A 17168-nucleotide genomic window follows, 5' to 3' on the forward strand; every position below is an offset into this window, starting at 1 on the left:
CCTTCTCCTCGTCACCACGGACGAGACAGAGGGAGACGGACGGATGCGCCGCTTCGGGACGTTGCTGACCACCGCGGTAGTGACCACCCTGGTGATCGGCGGCACGCCCGGCACCGCCTCGGCGACCAGCGGGAGCGCGCCGGACGGTCCGCTCCCGGGCACCGCCGCCTGGCTGGCCGACGACTCACTCGGCAGGCAGCTACCGGACCCGGCCACGGCCAGCCCGCCGGAGGTGGCGGCCTTCTTCGCCGGCCTCACCGACGCGCAGCGGCAGCGGCTCGTCGAGGAACACCCCACCGTGGTGGGCAACCTCGACGGCGCACCCGTGGAGCTCCGGTACGAGGCCAACGCCGGCGTCGGCGACCAGGTGCTGGCGTACGATCCGCGTGGCCGTGGGCTGATCACGCAGGTCGTGGGTGACCTGAGGCGCGCCGCCCACGTGGCGGTGGTCGTCCCCGGCGCGGACGTCGACGCGGCGAGGTTCGACCGTACGGTACGGCAGGCCGCCGACCTCCAGGCGGAGGCGGGCGACGACACCGCCGTCATCGCCTGGGCCGGCTACCGCACCCCCTCCGGCGTCGGCCTCGACCTGGCGACGGGCCGGCTCGCCGCGACCGGCGCCGAACGCCTCGCCCGTTTCGTCGACGGCCTGGACGCGGCCGGCCTCCCCGACCCCGTCCTGTTCTGCCACAGTTACGGCTCGGTGGTCTGCGGCCTCGCCGCCGCCGGCACCGACGCGAGCGACATCGTCGTCCTGGGCTCGCCCGGCCTGCGCGTCGACGACGCCGCCGCACTGGGCACCGGGGCGCGCGTCTGGGCGGCGAAGTCCCCGCGGGACTGGATCGACCGGGTGCCCAACGTCGAGTTCCTGGGTCTGGGCCACGGCGCGGACCCCACCTCGCCCGGTTTCGGCGCGACCGTCCTGCCCGCCGACGACGTCCCCGCGCACGACGCGTACTTCACTCCCGGCACCGCCACCCTGACCGCCTTCGCGGAGATCGCGGGTGGAGGCCGGCGATGAGGGTTCCCACCACGTGCGCGACGCTCGCCGCCACGGTCGACGCCCGGACCCCCGCCCACCGCGACCGCGCCGTCGACGGGCTGCGCGCGCTGGCGCTCCTGGCCGTCCCGACCGGCCACTGGCTGGTCGGGGGCTTCACCCTCGACGCCGGCGGGGGACTGCACAACGCCAGCCCGCTGGCCACGTTCGGGGCGCTCGCCCCGGCGAGCTGGATCCTCCAGATGCTGGGCATCTTCTTCCTGGTCGGCGGCTACTCCTCGTACCTCTCCTACCAGCGCCGCGCGGGCTCGGTCCGCGAGTGGACGCTCGGCCGTCTGCGGCGCCTGGGCCGTCCGGTCCTCGGGGTCACCGCCGGGTGGGCGTTGCTGCTCCCGATCCTGTACTACGGCTTCGGCTTTCCTACCGTCACGCTGCACACCGCGTCGACCCTGGTCGTCCAGCCCCTGTGGTTCGTCGGCGTCTACGCGGTGATCACCGCCCTCACGCCGTACTGCGTCGGCGCCTCCCGGCGGCTGGGCTTCTGGGCCGCCGCCCCGCTGCTCGGCTCCGTCGCGGTGGTCGACCTCCTGCGGTACGGGCCGTACGCGGACGCGGTGCCGTCCTGGCTGGGTCTGCTGAATCTGCTCGCCGGCTGGATGTTCGCCTACCAGTTGGGGGTGTCCTGGGCGGACAAGCGGCTCAGTCGCCGCCAGGCGTGGCTGCTGCTGGCGGGTGGCGCGGTCCTGTTCGCCACGCTGCTGCTCGCCTTCCGGTACCCGGTGTCGATGGTGGGCGTGCCCGGCGCGGTCCGTACCAATTCCCATCCGCCGTCCCTGCTGGTGCTGGCGCTCGCGGCCACCCAGTCCGGTGCGGCGGTCCTGCTGCGCGACAGGCTGGCGCGCCTGCTGAGCCGCCCCGCCCTGTGGGCCCCGGTGGTGGTCATCAACCTGCTGGCGATGACGATCCTGTGCTGGCACCAGACCGCGATGCTCGCCGTCGCGCTCCCCGCCTCGTCCGTCGGCGAGATCGCCGGTCTGACCGAGGCGCCGGAGACGGCCGGGTGGCTGCTGGCGCGGCTGGCCTGGATGCCGCTCTTCGCGGGGCTGTTCGTGGCGATCGCGAAGGTCGCCCGGCCCCTGGACGCCCCGTGGGAGCGTACCGGCATGGCCCGCCGCGTGGCGGTGGGCGTGCTGGCGGCGGGCTTCGGCTACTTCGCGTTGGCGGCGTGAGCGATGGACCCGCGCCCCACCTCCACCCGATCCACCGAACGAAGGAGTACACCCATGTCCTCGGCCGTCGACACCGTTGCGCCGCAGCCCGGCAGCACCCCCGCCGGAGCACTCCCCCGCAGCCCCGGCAGTGAGTTCACGCCGCTGTTGCGCGCCGTCAAGGAACGGGGACTGCTCGGTCGGCGCACCGGCTGGTACGCCCGCACCATCGTGACCAATGCTCTCGGCCTGGCCGCCGTCGTCACCGGTATGGCGCTCGTCGGCGGCTCGTGGTGGGTCCTGGTGTTGGCCCCCGTCCTCGCCGTCCTGTCCGCCCGCACGGCGTTCATCGGCCACGACGCCGGGCACGCCCAGATCAGCGAGAACCGCGCCACCAATCGTCGGATCGGGCTCATCCACGGCAACCTGCTGCTCGGCATGAGTTACGCGTGGTGGAACGACAAGCACAACCGCCATCACGCCAACCCCAACCACATCGACAAGGATCCCGACGTCGCCGCCGACATCCTGGTCCTCACCAGCGGGCAGGCCGCCACGCGCACGGGCCTGCGCGGCTGGCTCACCCGTCACCAGGCCTGGCTGTTCTTCCCCCTCACCCTCCTGGAGGGGATCGCCCTGAAGGTGTCCGGACTCCGGTACCTGCGCCGCCAGACCGGCCGTGCGCGGCTGGTGGAGGGCGCGCTCCTGGCCGCCCATGCCGCCGGTTACGTCACCCTGCTCCTGGCCACCCTGCCGCTGGCCCACGCGATCGTCTTCACCGCGATCCACCAGGCCCTCTTCGGGCTGCACCTGGGGATGGCCTTCGCACCCAACCACAAGGGGATGGAGATGCCCGACCCCGACGGCGAGAAATGGGGGCACCTGCGGCGTCAGGTCCTGACCTCCCGCAACGTCCGGGGCGGGGTCCTCACCGACTGGTTCCTCGGCGGGCTCAACTACCAGATCGAGCACCACCTGTTCCCCGGCATGCCCCGCCCCCACCTGAGGCTCGCCCAGCCCATGGTCCGGGCCCACTGCCGTGACCTCGGCATCCCCTACGCGGAGACCAGCCTCGTCGACTCCTACCGCCAGGGCCTGCGACACCTGCACGCGGTGGGAGAACCGCTGCGTGCCGACCTCACGCCGACGCCCCGCGCCTAGGGTGGTGGCCATGACCGCAGCGCAGGAGGACGACCCGCGGGCGCTCCTCGCGGATGCCCCCCGTCGGTGGGTACGGCTGCTGCCGTGGGGGGTGGCGCTCGTGCTCTGCGTCGTCCTGCTGCCCACCACCATCGGGGTGCTCACCGCCACCTACGGACTCGGCGGCGGCATCGCGAGCGCGCTGGCCGTCGCGCAGACGGTACCGCTGCTGCTCGCCGTCCTCCACCCACTGCGGGCCTGGTACGTGGTCTTCGTCGCCGACGTGGCGGGGGCGCTCGTCCTGCTCGGTGCCGGCTTCGAGGCGGGGCTCCCGTGGCCGTTCCCGCCCATGGAGATCGTCGGGTACGTCGGCCTCTGCCTCGCCCTCGGCCTGCGCGAGCGGCGCCGGACGCTGCTGCGGGTGTGGCTGGCGACGGCGGGCGCGGGCGTCGCCCTGGCGTTCCTCGCGCCCGACGGGACGAGCGGTAACGGCGTCCTGCTCACCATTCTCAGCGGGGTGGCCCTGCTGCTCGCCGGTGCGCTCCGCGAGTGGCACGAGGTGCGGCGCAGACTGGTCGTGCAGGAGACGATCAGCGAGGCGGAGCGGGGCCGGCGGACGCTGCTGGAGGAACGCGCCCGCATCGCGCGTGAGCTGCACGACGTGGTGGCGCACCACATGTCCGTCATCACGGTGCAGGCGGGCACCGCGGAGTACCGTCTCGACGGGCTGACGCCGCAGGCGAAGGAGGAGTTCACGGCCATCGCGGCGACCGCGCGGGAGTCGCTCGGCGAGATGCGCCGGCTCCTCGGCGTGTTGCGCAGCGAGGAGACGCACGGCGAGCTCGTGCCCCAGCCGGGCCTGCAGCAGGTCGGGCACCTGGTGGAGGCGACAGCGAGGGCCGGCGGACCGGTGGAGTTCACCCCCTGCGACGCCGACGTTCCCGAGGCGGTGGGCCTCTCGGCGTACCGTATCGTCCAGGAGGCGCTCGCGAACGTCGTGCGGCACGCGCCGGGCGCCTCGACCCTGGTGTCGCTGTCCCTGTCCGAGGACGGGGAGCAGCTCACCGTCCTGGTCGTCAACGACGCGCCGCCGGTGCCGCCCACCGTGCCGCTGGAGGTGAACGGCACCGGGCACGGCCTGGTCGGCATGCGGGAGCGGGTACGGCTGCTCGGCGGCAGCCTCGACGCGGGGCCGCTGCCGGACGGCGGCTTCCGGGTGGCCGCCCGGCTTCCCCTGACGGAGAGGGACTGACGTGACGACGCGGGTCATCATCGTCGACGACCAGGCCATGGTGCGGGCCGGTTTCGCCGCGCTGCTCGGCGCCCAGAGCGACATCGACGTGGTGGGCGAGGCCGCCAACGGTGCGCAGGGCGTCGCGCTGAGCCGCCGTACCCGCCCCGACGTCGTGCTGATGGACGTCCGCATGCCCGAGATGGACGGCCTGGAGGCTGCCCGCCAGATGCTCACGCCGTCACCCGGTGTGGCGCACCGGCCGCGCGTCCTGATGCTCACCACGTTCGACGTCGACGACTACGTGTACGAAGCGCTCCGGGCGGGCGCGAGCGGCTTCCTGCTGAAGGACGCCCCGCCGGCCGACCTCATCGCGGCGGTACGCGTCGTGGCCTCGGGTGACGCGCTTCTCGCTCCTTCCGTGACGCGCCGTCTCATCGCGGACTTCGCCAGGCAGCGTCCCGTCGCGAGGGGCAGGCCCGCGCTGCGGCTCAAGGGTCTGACGGAACGCGAGACCGAGGTGCTCACCCTGGTCGCCCGGGGCCGCTCCAACGCGGAGATCGCGAGCACGCTGGTACTGGCCGAGCAGACGGTGAAGACCCACGTGAGCCGTGTCCTCACCAAGCTCGACCTGCGCGACCGGGCCCAGGCGGTCGTCTTCGCCTACGAAGCGGGCCTGGTGACCCCGGGCGAATAGCACACCCCCTACGCCAGAGACCGGACCTGGACCCCTGGTTCCGCCGCCTCCGCACCCGCTGGGAGATCCGTGACGGCATCGATGCCTTCCGCGCCCTCGCCTGCGCCGTCATCTGCTGGCGTGGACCCCAACGCTCGAAGAGTCAGGAGCTGTCAGCCGATATCGTGCCCGCCAATCAAATCGCGTCGCTGACGTGGCCACACTGCGGAGGAGAGCGAGCGTGCCGGGATCGCTGCCGTAGACGAGCAGGTGCTGGCCGCTCGTTTCGGGAACGGCGAAACTGTGGTGGGTGAGCACGATCCGGCCGATCGCCGGGTGGTGGAGGGCCTTGTCGCCGGGCGGTTTGCCGGCCACCGTGTACACCCCTAGCCGTGGGTGGCGAACAGGGTCGCAGGGCCGAACCTCCAGTCTTCGACCGCTTCCACACCCCAGTGCGGGACGGTTCCTGCTCGCTGGAGCAAGTTCAGCGGCAGGTGTGGGGGTCGGCGGCCAGGTGAGGGTGTCGAGGTGGCAGACGAGGCACCGCCCGCAGGGCATCGCCCTGTCCAGTCGGGCGTCCCCGACGTGACGCGCGACCGTGGCCGGGGACGGTGGCGTGACGGCCTGGCCGGTGACCTCTGGAAACAGCAGTGCCATACCGATGACCATGAGCAAGAGAGAGCGCGCCTTCCGTGGGACATGACGACTGGCGTCGGCGGCCGGTCAGTCGGCCGGTGGCGGTGGTCGGGGTGCCGGTTGTGTCTGGTCGCGGACTGGCGAGACCGCCGCTGTGACTCGACCGGCCGTCTATCGGTGGCAGGTGTGTTGGAGGCGGCAGGCGGTTTCGTCGGCGATGCGGCGGTGCAGGTCGGCGAGTTGCTGGTCGGTCATGCGGGTGAGGTCCCTGTCGTTCGGGGCGGATGACGGGCTAGGGCGTTCGCCTGGGCTGGGTGCGCGGTCGGGTGCGTAGTGGAGGCCGGGGCCGTTGCCGTGGGTGTTGGCGGTGCTGCCGCAGCGGAGGATGGTGCCGTCGGTGTGGTGGAGGCAGGTGGGTGTGTCGCCGGTGAGGGTGCCGGTGCCGGTGGCGCGGTAGAGGATGGTTTGTCCGGTTCCGAGGGTGGCGGTCCACCGGTCGCGGCCAGCAGGGATGACTTCGTAGATGGTGATGGTGTGCCAGTTGGGGAGGTCCTGGTAGTCGGCGCGGATCCGGTCGACGATGGCCGTCGGGGACACCCAGGCGGGGTCGAGGCGGTGGACGGTCAGCGGCGCGAGGCGGAGGCCGGGGTGTCGGGCGGGCAGGGTGGTGATGGCGGAGATGGCGGTGGCGGATCCGCGTGCGGTCATCGGGGTGACGTAGGCCGGCCGACCGCTGCCGGTGGTGGTGAGGGTGTATTCGGCGGTGTTGGCGGAGTTGACGTCGTCGTCGGGGAGTTCCCATCCGGTGCGGCGGAACAGCCAGTCGGTGAAGGACCCGATGCCCGTGGTGGCGGCGCGTTGCTGCGCGGCGAGGCTCAACGGGTACGACGGGCCGGGTACTCCGGTGGTGTCGGTGGTGATGGTCAACTCGCCGGTCTTCCCGTCGTAGAGGGCCACGCCGGCGGGTTTCTCGGTGACGACGAGGATGCCGGTCTGCCGTTTCAACGGCACGACCACGACGGGCCGGTCGCGGTCGCAGTAGGCGTAGATGTCGTCGGCGGCGAAGCGGACCCACCGTTGGTGGGTGGAGATCTGGCGGCCGAGGTTGTGTGCGAACAGGCCGCCGGCGCGGGCGTCGGCCCGCTCGCGGTCGAATTCGCACTGCTCGGCGGTGCCCTGCCCGCCGATGGTGAGGACGGTGGAGTAGCCAGCGAGCATGCCTCGCCGGGTGATGAGGCTGGCGTGGCGGTCCTGGTCGGGTAGGTGGGCGTCGCTGACGATGTCACCCCCGTCCGGCAGGGAGGCGCGGGCCTGTGCCTGGGCGACCTGGAACGGGGTCCGGCCGGCGAGGTCCGGCACCGGGTCGGTGGTGACGGTCAGGGTGCCGGTGAGGGTGCGGTCCTGCTGGTACTGGGTGTGGGTGATCCACCCGACCGCCACGATCGCACCGATCAGGCAGCCGAGGAGGCCGAGGCCGATCATCGGCCGGTTGTCGTACTCGTCGAGGTGGGCGCCGAGGCTGCCGAGGCCGGCGGCGATGGCCAGGCCGACGGTGGCGGCGAGCGCGATCGGGAGGATGGGGCGGAGTTCCCACACGGCGATGGTCGTGTAGTAGGGGGCCATGCCGAAGCATCCGGCCGCGAGTAGGACGGGGCCGCCGAGCAGGAGCGCGGGCTTGAGGGTGCGGTTCACGCGGAGGCCTCGGCAACGGCTTCGGTGCTGGTGGTGGGGTGGGGTGTGGGGGGTCTGCGCAGGAGGTAGCGGATAGCCGAGGCCGTGACCGGGGGGAGCAGGCCGACGGTGTGCCACCGGGTGTCGGCGGGGTCGACGTGGTAGCCGTGGCCGGCGAGTTCGGCGGCGATGCCGGGTAGGTGTGCGGCGCCCCACACCATCACCACGTTCCCGTCGGTGGTGGTGGCGGTGTTCACGGCGAGGGCGGTGCGGGCGTCGAGCAACACCCGGTCCAGCGCCTCTTTCCGCGGGTCCGGGTGGGGGCGGGGTCCGTGGGGATCGTTCCCGTGGGCGGCGGCCCGCGCGATGTGGCGCACGCCGAGGGCGAGCAGGGCGTGGAAGCGGCAGTGCTGCCAGGGTTGGGTGTCGGGCCAGTCGAGGCGTTTCCGGGTGGTGGTGAGGTGGGCGCGCATGGTGTCGTGGCCGACGGCGCGGATGATGTCGAGGTCGGCCATGTCGACGGTGCGCCAGGTAGGGCGGTGCAGGACGGAATGTTGGGAGACCCAACCGAGCACGCTCATGCGCCGGGTGTCGAGGTCACGGCTGGCCGCGAGGTCGTTGAGGACGGTCTGCTCGTCGGCGGTCGGGGTGTCGGCGGGGGTGAGGTGCTGGGAGCCTTCGTGCTGCACCTGCCAGCCGTCCCGTTCGTGGGCGGTGATGTCGTCGAGCAGCGCCTGGTAGTAGCCGGGTTCTCCGAAGTGGAAGGTGGATGCCACCTGCAGCCGGTGTCCGGTGTCCGGGTTCCGGAAGCAGGTGACGGGGGTCTGGAAGGCGAGAGGGCGGCGGCGGCTGGTGGGCCGCACGCGGATGTGGGGCAGGGTCATGGTCCTCAACTCGGTAAACAGTCGGGGGTCGGTGCCCGAACCGTCGACCCCGGCCGGTGCCGGCGGGGGCGAGGCGAACGACGTGGCCGTTGCCGGAGGGTCGGCTGCGGTTCAGCGGGCAGGCGCGGGGTGGGCGGGCAGCGGGCGGCCGGTGCGGCGCAGCGGCCACAGCGCGGGCCCTGCGGGTAGGCGTAGGGGCAGGTCGGGGTGGTAGCCGCACGCGGTGAGGTGGTCCCGCAGGGCGGTGGTGGTGACGACCGTGTCGACCGGCAGCCCTTCCTCGTCGGCAATTTGGTGGCGGTGGTCGAGCAACTGCCGGCCGGCGCCCAGCCCGCGAAGGCTGGGGTGGATCCACAGGTAGGTGAGCCAGTGGTGGGGTGCCGCGGACCGGTAGCTGTCGACGGTCGTCTGGAGTTGCGCGGAGCGGACGGCCGCGCGTCCGGTGTCGGGGCCGAAGTGGTGTCGCGGGGGTGGGGTGGTGTCGGGGTGGGCGTGGTGGTGCCACACGGCGACGCCGGTCACGTCGTCGAGCACGTCCACATCCCCCAAGTCGACGGCGTGGGCGACCTCTGCGGCGAACAGGGGATGGAGCTGGTCGTAGCGGTCGCGGGGAGTGGCGTCACCGGGGAGCAGCCACCGGGTGAGGGGGTCGTGGACGGCGGCGGCGGTGAGCATCGCCGCGATCACGGCCACATCGCCGGGCAGGGCCTGCCGGATGTGGTGGGTTACGGGCACGGTCATCGGATGGGGTCCTCGCGGAAGCAGTCGACAGGTGGGGTGACGGTGCTCGGGAACGCGGCGGGCAGCCCGGCCGGCCCGGGACGCCACATGCGCCAGACGGCGGGGCCGTCGGGCAGGGTCATGGGCGGGCAGGTGTGGTAGCCGAGCCGCTGGTAGAGGGCGGCGCGTGGGTTGGTGGTCGCCAGGTAGGCGGCCACACCCTGCGCGTCCAGACGCCGGTGGTGGTGGTCCAGGAGGGCGGTGCCGAGGCCGCGGCTCTGCCGGGCGGGGTGGACGGCGAGGTGGGCGAGGTGGTGGTGCGGCTCGTCGGGGTGACCGACCTCGAACAGCGCCTCCATCAGCGCGAACAGCGGCCCGTACCGGCCGGTCGCCTCCGCCAGCACCGCCTGATGCTCTGCGGTGGGTGGGGGTGGCGGGCGCAGGCGGGCGTACCAGACCGCCACCGCGCTGCGGTCGGCGACCGTGTCCACGTGCCCGTGCTCCAGGCCTTGGAGCAAGGCCGCCGTGAAGTAGCGGTGGTAGATGGTGTGGCGGTCGGTCGGGTCGGGGATGAGCCAGCCAGCGACCGGACTGCCGTGGAACGCCTCCGCGAGAACGTCCGCGAGGGCATCGACGTCGTCGAGCGTGGCGGGTTCGACGGCCACCGTGGTGGTCATCGGGGTACTCCCGGTCTCGGTCCACCAGCCGCAGGCAGGCCGGTGTTGACCATCGCGGCAAGGTCGGTGAACAGCTCATGCACCGGCGGCTGCACATCAGCGACCACCTCGCGCAGATGCACCCGGGCGTTGAGCGAGGCACCGGCCAGAAGCGCGGTGTCCAGGTGAGTGTGCAAGACCAACCCGGCCAGGATCCGATCGCTGTCACCCAGCGGAGTGCGATCCCGTAGCTGCTGGGACAAGCGCACCCACGGCCACGCCGCATCGAACCGGTCAGCGGGCCGATAGCCGGACGGCCTCCCCCGCCGCCACCACCGACGGGCCGGGTAGGCAGTCAGCAGCCCGGTCTGACACAGCCGGTGCTCGACCTGCCGGTGCGCCGACTCGGCGAGGAACGCCAGCCACACCCGCGTCGGGTACGGTCCGACGGCGGTGATCCGGTCCAGCAGCACCCCGTGCACCACGTCGACCGGCCGGTGACGGTCCCGCACGACCACCTGCCCCTGGTCGAACGTGACCCGTCCGCTGGCGTGCAGCTCCGCGAGCAGCGCGGCGGCCAACCCGTACGCCGCCACCGGACGGGGCAGACGCGGCTGACCGGTGTCGTCGTGAGCGAGGAGGTGGAACTCGTCGGCGAACCGATACCCCTCACCACCCCGCACCTGAAGACAAGCGGGTGCGGGGGTGGGGCGGGCGTGGCGGGGCGCATGCGCGCGGGCGGCGGGGCTTGTGATCACCGCAGCGGACCTTCCTGAATCGAGGCGGACTCGTCGTGAGGGATGTCGAGTTGGTGGAGCAGGAGACGGCCACCCGGGTAGCCGGCCAGCTCATGGACCGCCCACGCCTGTTGGGGGCAAGGGTCGCCGGTCGGGCAGGAAGGGCAGGCGCCGCTGTCGGCGTGGGCGCGGACGGTGCGGGACGCAGCGGTGAACCGGTCGGTGAGGTGACCGCTCTCCTCCAGGCGCGTCACGACCCACCCACAGCGGGAGGGGCCGGCAGCGCCGCCGGGTCGAGGTCCACCACCACCGGCAGGTGATCACTCGCCGCCCGACTGACCGGCGTGTCCACCACCGCCACCCCCGACACCGCCCGCAACACCGGCTTGCTCGCGTGCACCATGTCGATCCGACGGGCGATACCCCGCACGCTGTACGGACACGACGGCCAATGACCGGTGGTCGCCTGCCACGAACGGCGCGTGTGCGCGGCCACGTCATACAGGCCGCCGGCCTCCCACACCGCCGCCGGCCGCCGGTCCGCCCGGTGGCTGGTTCCGGGGTGGGTGGGCTCGTGGCACTGGTGCACCAGATCCGGCCACCACGGATGCCCGGTGTACGGGTCAGGGTCGTAGAAGTCACCGTTCACCCGCGCCGCACCGACCGCGTTGAAGTCCGACCCGACCAGCACCGGACCCGCCGGCCCGGTCACCGCCGCGAGGACGGTCTCGGCCTGGTCCAGACGACGATGCCGACCGCACGCCGGCGCGTGATACGACGCGAACGTCACCGGACGACCCGCCACCACAAACCCGAGACGGACCAGCGAGCCGTAGCCCACACCCCGCCACCCGCCATGGTGATGCACAGCCGGACTGTAGGTACGGAACGTTTCCGGCAGCGGGGTGAGGCCGGGACGCCACAGCAGCGCCACGTGCAGGGTTTGATCACCGACCGCGACCGCGTGGGCCGCCCGGCCGGCTGACTCCTGGACGGTCGCGGTCAGACCGGTCAGCTCCCCCACCTCGGCCACCAGCCGGCCGGCACGACCGGGCGGGCACTTCAGCTCCTGCACCGCGATGACGTCGGGTTTGATCGCGCGGATGGTCTGGATGACCTGCCGCTGCCGCTCACCCTCCTGAGCGCTGTCAGGGGTGAGGGTCAGGTCGAGCAGGTTGTAGGTCGCGAAACGCAGCCGCTTAATCACAGGGTTCTCCTGATGGATGGGCCTGGTTCGGGTAGGTCGATGGAGGTGCCGTCCCGGCCCGGGAAGGCCGGAGCCACAGGGGGACGGGTCGGGGCGGCATGTTCAGGTGGGCCGCTTGACGGCGTCTACCAGCAGGCGGCCGGGGTGCTGAGTGCGTTCTTGAAGTGGGTCACGTCGGCGGTGACCATCGCCCCTCGGTCGGGCTCTCACTCGTAATACGCTGCCCACATTTGATCTGTCGGGTACCTGCTGGTCCTAGGTGCCACCGTCCAAGGGAGAACTTCGCGTTGGTGTCCGGTGTGGCCGGCAGAAGGGCGAGCCTTTGGCGATGGGCACAACCAGTCCCTTCCTGGCGCAAGGATTGCGTGGCATTCAGATTCAACAGTCGATGACCGCAGGGATCTGCGATGCGGCGGATGCTTGCGAGTCAGTGAAGAGGAATCCGGGCCATGTCGGACAGGGCGTCCGGGCTGCTATGACATTCGGCAGCATTCCCGCCAACATTCGCCGCTGTCGCGCTTTTGTCACTGCAAGATATCTCATTGTCAATGGATTGTTGCTGCGCTCATTGCGGTGCTTCCCGACAGTGGCGGGTCAGGTTTTTACTCGGAGAGGAGAAGGCCGGGTTAGCGCCGGTCAAATTGTCGGCGTGTGAAGCTGTGGGAGGTCGCTGTGAAGCGGTTGATCGTTGATACGCACGCGTCGTCGTGTTACTTCCGCACGTCGGTGGGGGGTGACGGCCGTAAGGCGTTGGTGCAGATCACCGAGCGGTGCAATCTGCACTGCGCCCACTGCTTCGTGTCGTCCACCGCCGTTGGGGCCGACCTGACCCTGGGTGACTTCGTGGACCGGGTGTTGCCTCGGCTGATGCGGGCGCGTGTCGAGCGGGTCACCCTCACCGGTGGGGAGCCGTTCGTACATCCGGATGTGCTCGCCATGTGTCGTGCGGTCATCGACCAGGGGCTGCCGGTGGGAATCTGCACGAACGCCACTCAGACCAGTGACGCGGATGTCGCCGCGCTGGCGGGGATGGGCGGCGTGCATGTCAACGTGTCCTTTGACGGTTTCCGGGCCGCCAGCCACGGCCGGTTTCGCGGTGACCGGTCGTCGTTCGACACCACGGTCGCCACGACCCGCAAGCTCGCGGAAGCGGGTCTCCTCAAGGGGTTGCTGTCGACGCCCAACGCGCTGACCAGACCGCAGGAGTTCGCCGACCTGTGCGCCTTCGCTGTCGAGGTCGGTGCCGAGTACGTGCTGATGAATCCGCTGTCTTCGTTCGGACGCGGTGTCAAAAGTCGTGGCCGGCTCGCCGCGACCACTGATGCGATGACCGCGATCCGAGCGGTGACAGACCGCTTCGCCGACCAACTGGACCTGGTGCGGATCCGGTTTCCCAACGACGCCCTGCCCTTGGGCGGCTGCGACGCGGGCAAGCTCATCTACGTGTTCGTCGACGGGCAGGTCGCCGTCTGCCCGTACCTCGTCTTCGCCGCCCGCACCCCCGCGTCCCGTCATCGCGACAGCGAGTTCCTGGCCGGCAGCATCCTTGACGACACCACCGATACCGCCCTCACCCTGGACCAGCATCCCTTCCACGCCGCCTATCAGCCCGGCGCGAACCCGACCTGCGGGTCGTGTGCGCTGACAGACCAGTGCGGGAAGGGCTGCCCCGCAGCCGTCGTCGCTGCCGGCGGGCGCATCGGCGCCGTCGACGCCGACCAGTGCCCCGTCACCACACCGGGCAGCCGGCCTCTCCTCCCCGTCACCGTCCGGTCGAGGTGAGGGCCCTGTTCATCGCCGTGGAAGGTCCCAACGGAGTCGGGAAGACCACCATCGCCCGTCTCCTGGCCGACCGCCTCGCCGACACCAGCCCTGCCGGCGTTCACCTGACCGCCGAACCCACCCGCACACCGCTCGGGCAACTCCTCCGACGCCAGGAAGCGTTCCTCCACGGCAGAGCGTTCGCGCTCGCGGTCGCCGCTGACCGCGCCGCGCACATCGACACCGAGATCATTCCCCGCCTCGATGACGGCCTGCACGTTGTCACCGACCGGTACGTCGCCTCGTCCCTCGTCCTGCAACGTATCGACGGCCTCGACCTCACCGAAATCTGGTCCTACAACCGGTATGCACTCCCCGCCACCGTCGTCTACCTCGAAGACGACCCTGACGTCATCCAGGCCCGCCTGACCGCACGACCACACCTGACCCGACTCGAAGCCACCGGCACTCCCGCCAAGGAACTCGCCCTCTACCGCGATGCCGCCCGACACCTACAGCGACACGAATGGCGTCAACACACCATCACGTGCGACAGCCTCACCCCGGAACAGATCGTCACCACTATCCTCGGCCTGCTGCCCACCCACTGCCCTGACCAGTGAGGCCCTTTCACGTGCTGTCGTTCCTGACCATCAACGTCCAGGCCGCCGCGCCCGCGCGCGCCCAACGGCTACTCACCTGGCTCCTCGACCGCGACGACCACGTGATCATCCTGACCGAAACCAGCAACGGCCCCGGAACACACCACCTCCTCGCCCACCTCCGCGCCGCCGGCCTGCACATCACCCACCAACCCTCCACCGACGGCGACCGCGGCTGCGCCATCGCCAGCCGCATCCCCACCCAACCCGCACCCCACCTCACCCGAGGAATCAGCCTCCCCGGACGCGCACCCGCCCTCACCCTCGACACCGACCCCACCATCACCGTCCTCGGCCTCTACGTCCCGTCCAGCGACCGCACACCCGCGAAGATCGCCAAGAAACGCGCCTTCCTCACCACCGTCCGCGACCGCCTCACCGCCCTCCCCACCACCGACCGCACCCACCTCGTCATCGGCGGCGACTACAACGTCATCCACCGCGACCATGAACCCCGCTACCCCGGATTCCTCCCCTTCGAATACGAATTCCTCGACACCCTCACCACCCTCGATCTCACCGACACCCACCACCACCTGAACCCCGGAGTCCAAGCCCACAGCTGGATCGGCAGGAACGGCAACGGCTACCGATTCGACTACCTCCACACCGGCCCCGGACTCCAACCCCACCTCGCCACCGCCACCTACCTCCACGAACCACGCCTGACCGGCCTCACCGACCACGCCGCCCTCACCACTCTCCTCACGATCCCCACACCAACGCTCCTGACCAACCATCGTCAGCAAGCCACCACCCTCTTCTGAGCAAGAAAACAAGCCACCAGCCACAGCGGCTCGTCGGCACAGGCCAAGCAAGCCGCTCCATCACCGCTACCGTGAAGCCCACGGATGGTTACAACTGAGCCGTACCGATACCTTGACCAACTGATCGTGAGGGCGTCGTGTCAGGATCGTCACCAACGGATCTCACACAAGCCAGGGCAGAACTCGGCAAACATCTTGCGCAAGCCCGCAAGGCCGCCGGTTACACGCAAGAGACGTTGGCGCCATTGACCCACTACGTGCGCAGCACCATCGCAAACGTGGAACGCGGTCGCCAGAACGTCAACCGCGACTTCTGGGTCCGTTGCGACACCATCCTCAACACCGGCGGTTCGTTAGCCGCCGGCTACGATCGCCTACGGGAGATCGCCAGCGGCACCAGCACAATGCGAGAAAGTGACGCCCGCGCTGTTGTCCGCTTACCAGAAGCGGGGAGTGAAATCCCTGACAGGCACCCTGAACGCCACGACCCTGGCGATCAGGACCCTTTCGGTTCGTCGACAGCATTTTCAGTAGGCACAGCAGATCCCTCACTTGTTCCGCACTGGATGGGAATGCTCCGGATCCTCGCAGCCTCTCACGACGTCTTTGGGCCGCGCCGAATCTACGATGTAGTGCGCGGCGAGATCGCTATCATCCATCAGGCCGTCGCTACCACCACTGGACGAAGCTTGTCCGAGCTGCAGCGGGTGGAAGCCCGGTGGGCCGAGTTGGCCAGTTGGACCGCCGACAACCTTGGCGATAGCCAGAATGCCGAATACTGGTTGAGGCATGCTCTGGCGCTTTCCACTGCCGCGCGCGACCGGCGGACGGCCGCCTACGTCCTCATGCGCCAAGCACAGCGCGCGGCCGAACGACATGATGCACCCCGTGCCCTAGCGCTCGCCCATGCCTCAACTCACAACAGCACGCTCACAGCCAGAGACCAAGCTCTGTGCGCCGTTCGTCGAGCCCAGGCACACGCAATCGCTGGCGACTCCGCCGCCTGTGGAGCTGCCCTCCAGGCAGCACACAAGCTCGTCGCGGTAGCCAGCGACGGCGATGATCCGGACACCATTGGGCACCACTGCGGACTCGCCTACATCGTTGCGCACGAAGGGCAGTGCCACACCCTCCTCGACAGGCCAAAGCAAGCGGTCACGATCCTCAACGAGGTTCTCCGGAGCTGGCCCTCGACCTATCGGCAGGATGAGGGCTTGGCACGAGTGTGGCTGGCCACCGCCTATGCCCTGCTCGGGCACCTCGACGAAGCCATCGATCAGGCCGAGCAGGCCCTCTCACTTGCTGCAGAGGCAGGGTCTCTGCGCCTCACCCGTGCACTACGTCGTGTCGATGTCCTGCTCGCTCCCCACCGCGCCAAGCCTCAGGTAGAGCACTTCCGTGCTCGCTACGCCCTCGCCCACCGCCTCAGCGGCACAATGGCACCGTGAACCTGTGGACCACCGCGACGGCAGCTGATGAGAAGCGACGTAACGCGACAGTCGCGATCCTGCCCATCGGCAGCATGGAACAGCACGGACCGCACCTGCCACTGACCACGGACACGATCGTCGCCAGCGCCATCGCATCCGCGCTGGCCGACCGCTACCCCACGTTCTTGCTCCCGCCGGTCACCATCTCCTGCTCCCACGAACACGCCGCCTGGAAGGGAACCGTGAGCATCAGCTCCAGCACCCTCCACGCCATCATCACGGACGTCCAGACCTCCCTACGACACCAGGGCATCGACCGCCTCGTCCTTGTCAACGGTCACGGGGGAAACTACGTCCTTTCCAACGTCGTTCAAGAGGCCAACTCGGGGCAGCGGCGGCTTGCGCTGTTCCCCGGTCGCACGGACTGGGACCGGGCCCGCAACGACGCGGGCCTCGCCACCAGCAGCCACGACGATATGCACGCCGGAGAACTCGAGACCTCCATTCTTCTGCACGTCTTGCCCCACACGGTCCGTGACGGCTTCGACACCGCCGACCACCTCGCAGAGCGGCCCCACCTGCTCATGCTCGGCATGAGCGCCTACACCGACACTGGCATCATCGGCAGACCTTCCCAAGCCAGTGAAGTGAAAGGCCGTGTCATCCTCGCCAGCCTCACCACCGCGTTCGCCGAAACTCTCAGCCTGCTCACTCAGTAGCCCGAGACGCCTGGAAACGGCGACACGTCATCAAGGTTGCGACAAAACCGCGACATTGCGACT

Annotated in this window: 18 protein-coding genes; 10 read left to right on the forward strand and 8 right to left on the reverse strand. The window is 70.4% G+C overall.

The window, feature by feature from the left end; translation table 11 throughout:
• The first annotated feature begins 43 nt into the window (after positions 1-43).
• From ACQUFX_RS21825 to ACQUFX_RS21845, 5 genes are read left to right on the forward strand one after another with little or no spacing between them, the layout of a single operon-like run.
• The gene (locus ACQUFX_RS21825) at positions 44-1021 is read left to right on the forward strand and encodes an alpha/beta hydrolase (RefSeq protein WP_428962176.1); all 978 of its coding nucleotides are present in this window, start codon (positions 44-46) and stop codon (positions 1019-1021) included.
• Positions 1018-2229, forward strand: coding sequence for an acyltransferase family protein (locus tag ACQUFX_RS21830; protein WP_428962177.1), 1212 nt, complete (start codon positions 1018-1020; stop codon positions 2227-2229). The genes ACQUFX_RS21825 and ACQUFX_RS21830 overlap by 4 nt, the downstream gene beginning before the upstream one ends.
• Before the next feature lie 54 nt (positions 2230-2283).
• Complete coding sequence (locus ACQUFX_RS21835) at positions 2284-3369, forward strand: fatty acid desaturase family protein (RefSeq protein ID WP_428962178.1); 1086 nt, start codon at positions 2284-2286, stop codon at positions 3367-3369.
• 10 nt (positions 3370-3379) lie between these two features.
• Positions 3380-4600, forward strand: coding sequence for a sensor histidine kinase (locus ACQUFX_RS21840; protein ID WP_428962179.1), 1221 nt, complete (start codon positions 3380-3382; stop codon positions 4598-4600).
• 1 nt (position 4601) lies between these two features.
• Positions 4602-5276: a response regulator gene (locus ACQUFX_RS21845; RefSeq protein WP_428962180.1), complete on the forward strand. Its 675-nt coding sequence runs from the start codon at positions 4602-4604 to the stop codon at positions 5274-5276.
• Between the two features lie 108 nt (positions 5277-5384).
• Here the strand turns inward: ACQUFX_RS21845 and ACQUFX_RS21850 are convergent, their stop codons facing one another.
• From ACQUFX_RS21850 to ACQUFX_RS21885, 8 genes are all read right to left on the reverse strand, one after another.
• Positions 5385-5924 (reverse strand): MmyB family transcriptional regulator, encoded by a 540-nt coding sequence (locus ACQUFX_RS21850; RefSeq protein WP_428962181.1) that lies wholly within the window; start codon positions 5922-5924, stop codon positions 5385-5387.
• 138 nt (positions 5925-6062) lie between these two features.
• A complete protein-coding gene (locus ACQUFX_RS21855) occupies positions 6063-7583 on the reverse strand; it encodes a hypothetical protein (protein ID WP_428962182.1) in 1521 nt (506 codons plus the stop codon).
• Positions 7580-8446, reverse strand: a complete 867-nt coding sequence (locus ACQUFX_RS21860) for a hypothetical protein (protein ID WP_428962183.1) — start codon at positions 8444-8446, stop codon at positions 7580-7582. Before ACQUFX_RS21860 ends, ACQUFX_RS21855 begins: the two co-directional genes overlap by 4 nt.
• A 111-nt stretch (positions 8447-8557) precedes the next feature.
• Complete coding sequence (locus tag ACQUFX_RS21865; RefSeq protein ID WP_428962184.1) at positions 8558-9187, reverse strand: GNAT family N-acetyltransferase; 630 nt, start codon at positions 9185-9187, stop codon at positions 8558-8560.
• Positions 9184-9843 carry a GNAT family N-acetyltransferase gene (locus tag ACQUFX_RS21870; RefSeq protein ID WP_428962185.1) on the reverse strand — a complete coding sequence of 220 codons (660 nt, stop codon included), beginning with the start codon at positions 9841-9843 and terminating at the stop codon, positions 9184-9186. The genes ACQUFX_RS21865 and ACQUFX_RS21870 overlap by 4 nt, the downstream gene beginning before the upstream one ends.
• Positions 9840-10580: a GOLPH3/VPS74 family protein gene (locus tag ACQUFX_RS21875; protein ID WP_428962186.1), complete on the reverse strand. Its 741-nt coding sequence runs from the start codon at positions 10578-10580 to the stop codon at positions 9840-9842. Before ACQUFX_RS21875 ends, ACQUFX_RS21870 begins: the two co-directional genes overlap by 4 nt.
• Positions 10577-10813 carry a hypothetical protein gene (locus ACQUFX_RS21880; protein ID WP_428962187.1) on the reverse strand — a complete coding sequence of 79 codons (237 nt, stop codon included), beginning with the start codon at positions 10811-10813 and terminating at the stop codon, positions 10577-10579. Before ACQUFX_RS21880 ends, ACQUFX_RS21875 begins: the two co-directional genes overlap by 4 nt.
• Complete coding sequence (locus ACQUFX_RS21885; RefSeq protein ID WP_428962188.1) at positions 10810-11766, reverse strand: endonuclease/exonuclease/phosphatase family protein; 957 nt, start codon at positions 11764-11766, stop codon at positions 10810-10812. Before ACQUFX_RS21885 ends, ACQUFX_RS21880 begins: the two co-directional genes overlap by 4 nt.
• A gap of 651 nt (positions 11767-12417) precedes the next feature.
• Here ACQUFX_RS21885 and ACQUFX_RS21890 point away from each other — a divergent pair.
• From ACQUFX_RS21890 to ACQUFX_RS21910, 5 genes are all read left to right on the forward strand, one after another.
• Entirely contained in the window at positions 12418-13548 is a 1131-nt protein-coding gene (locus ACQUFX_RS21890; RefSeq protein WP_428962189.1) for a radical SAM protein, read from the forward strand.
• A complete protein-coding gene (gene tmk / locus ACQUFX_RS21895) occupies positions 13545-14150 on the forward strand; it encodes a dTMP kinase (protein WP_428962190.1) in 606 nt (201 codons plus the stop codon). Before ACQUFX_RS21890 ends, tmk begins: the two co-directional genes overlap by 4 nt.
• Before the next feature lie 11 nt (positions 14151-14161).
• Complete coding sequence (locus ACQUFX_RS21900) at positions 14162-14956, forward strand: endonuclease/exonuclease/phosphatase family protein (RefSeq protein WP_428962191.1); 795 nt, start codon at positions 14162-14164, stop codon at positions 14954-14956.
• 137 nt (positions 14957-15093) lie between these two features.
• The gene (locus ACQUFX_RS21905; RefSeq protein ID WP_428962192.1) at positions 15094-16404 is read left to right on the forward strand and encodes a helix-turn-helix domain-containing protein; all 1311 of its coding nucleotides are present in this window, start codon (positions 15094-15096) and stop codon (positions 16402-16404) included.
• Positions 16401-17105 carry a creatininase family protein gene (locus ACQUFX_RS21910; RefSeq protein WP_428962193.1) on the forward strand — a complete coding sequence of 235 codons (705 nt, stop codon included), beginning with the start codon at positions 16401-16403 and terminating at the stop codon, positions 17103-17105. The genes ACQUFX_RS21905 and ACQUFX_RS21910 overlap by 4 nt, the downstream gene beginning before the upstream one ends.
• The last annotated feature ends 63 nt before the right edge of the window (positions 17106-17168 follow it).

Origin of the sequence: Micromonospora fluostatini (genome assembly GCF_050410825.1) — a bacterium.
GTDB classification, from domain to species: Bacteria; Actinomycetota; Actinomycetes; order Mycobacteriales; family Micromonosporaceae; genus Micromonospora; species Micromonospora rosaria.

Bases quoted from the DNA above. Each gene is read 5' to 3' on its own strand.
- ACQUFX_RS21825 (WP_428962176.1), top strand. From the start codon at position 44: ATGCGCCGCTTCGGGACGTTGCTGACCACCGCGGTAGTGACCACCCTG.
- ACQUFX_RS21830 (WP_428962177.1), top strand. From the start codon at position 1,018: ATGAGGGTTCCCACCACGTGCGCGACGCTCGCCGCCACGGTCGACGCC.
- ACQUFX_RS21835 (WP_428962178.1), top strand. From the start codon at position 2,284: ATGTCCTCGGCCGTCGACACCGTTGCGCCGCAGCCCGGCAGCACCCCC.
- ACQUFX_RS21840 (WP_428962179.1), top strand. From the start codon at position 3,380: ATGACCGCAGCGCAGGAGGACGACCCGCGGGCGCTCCTCGCGGATGCC.
- ACQUFX_RS21850 (WP_428962181.1), bottom strand. From the start codon at position 5,924: ATGGTCATCGGTATGGCACTGCTGTTTCCAGAGGTCACCGGCCAGGCC.
- ACQUFX_RS21860 (WP_428962183.1), bottom strand. From the start codon at position 8,446: ATGACCCTGCCCCACATCCGCGTGCGGCCCACCAGCCGCCGCCGCCCT.
- ACQUFX_RS21865 (WP_428962184.1), bottom strand. From the start codon at position 9,187: ATGACCGTGCCCGTAACCCACCACATCCGGCAGGCCCTGCCCGGCGAT.
- ACQUFX_RS21870 (WP_428962185.1), bottom strand. From the start codon at position 9,843: ATGACCACCACGGTGGCCGTCGAACCCGCCACGCTCGACGACGTCGAT.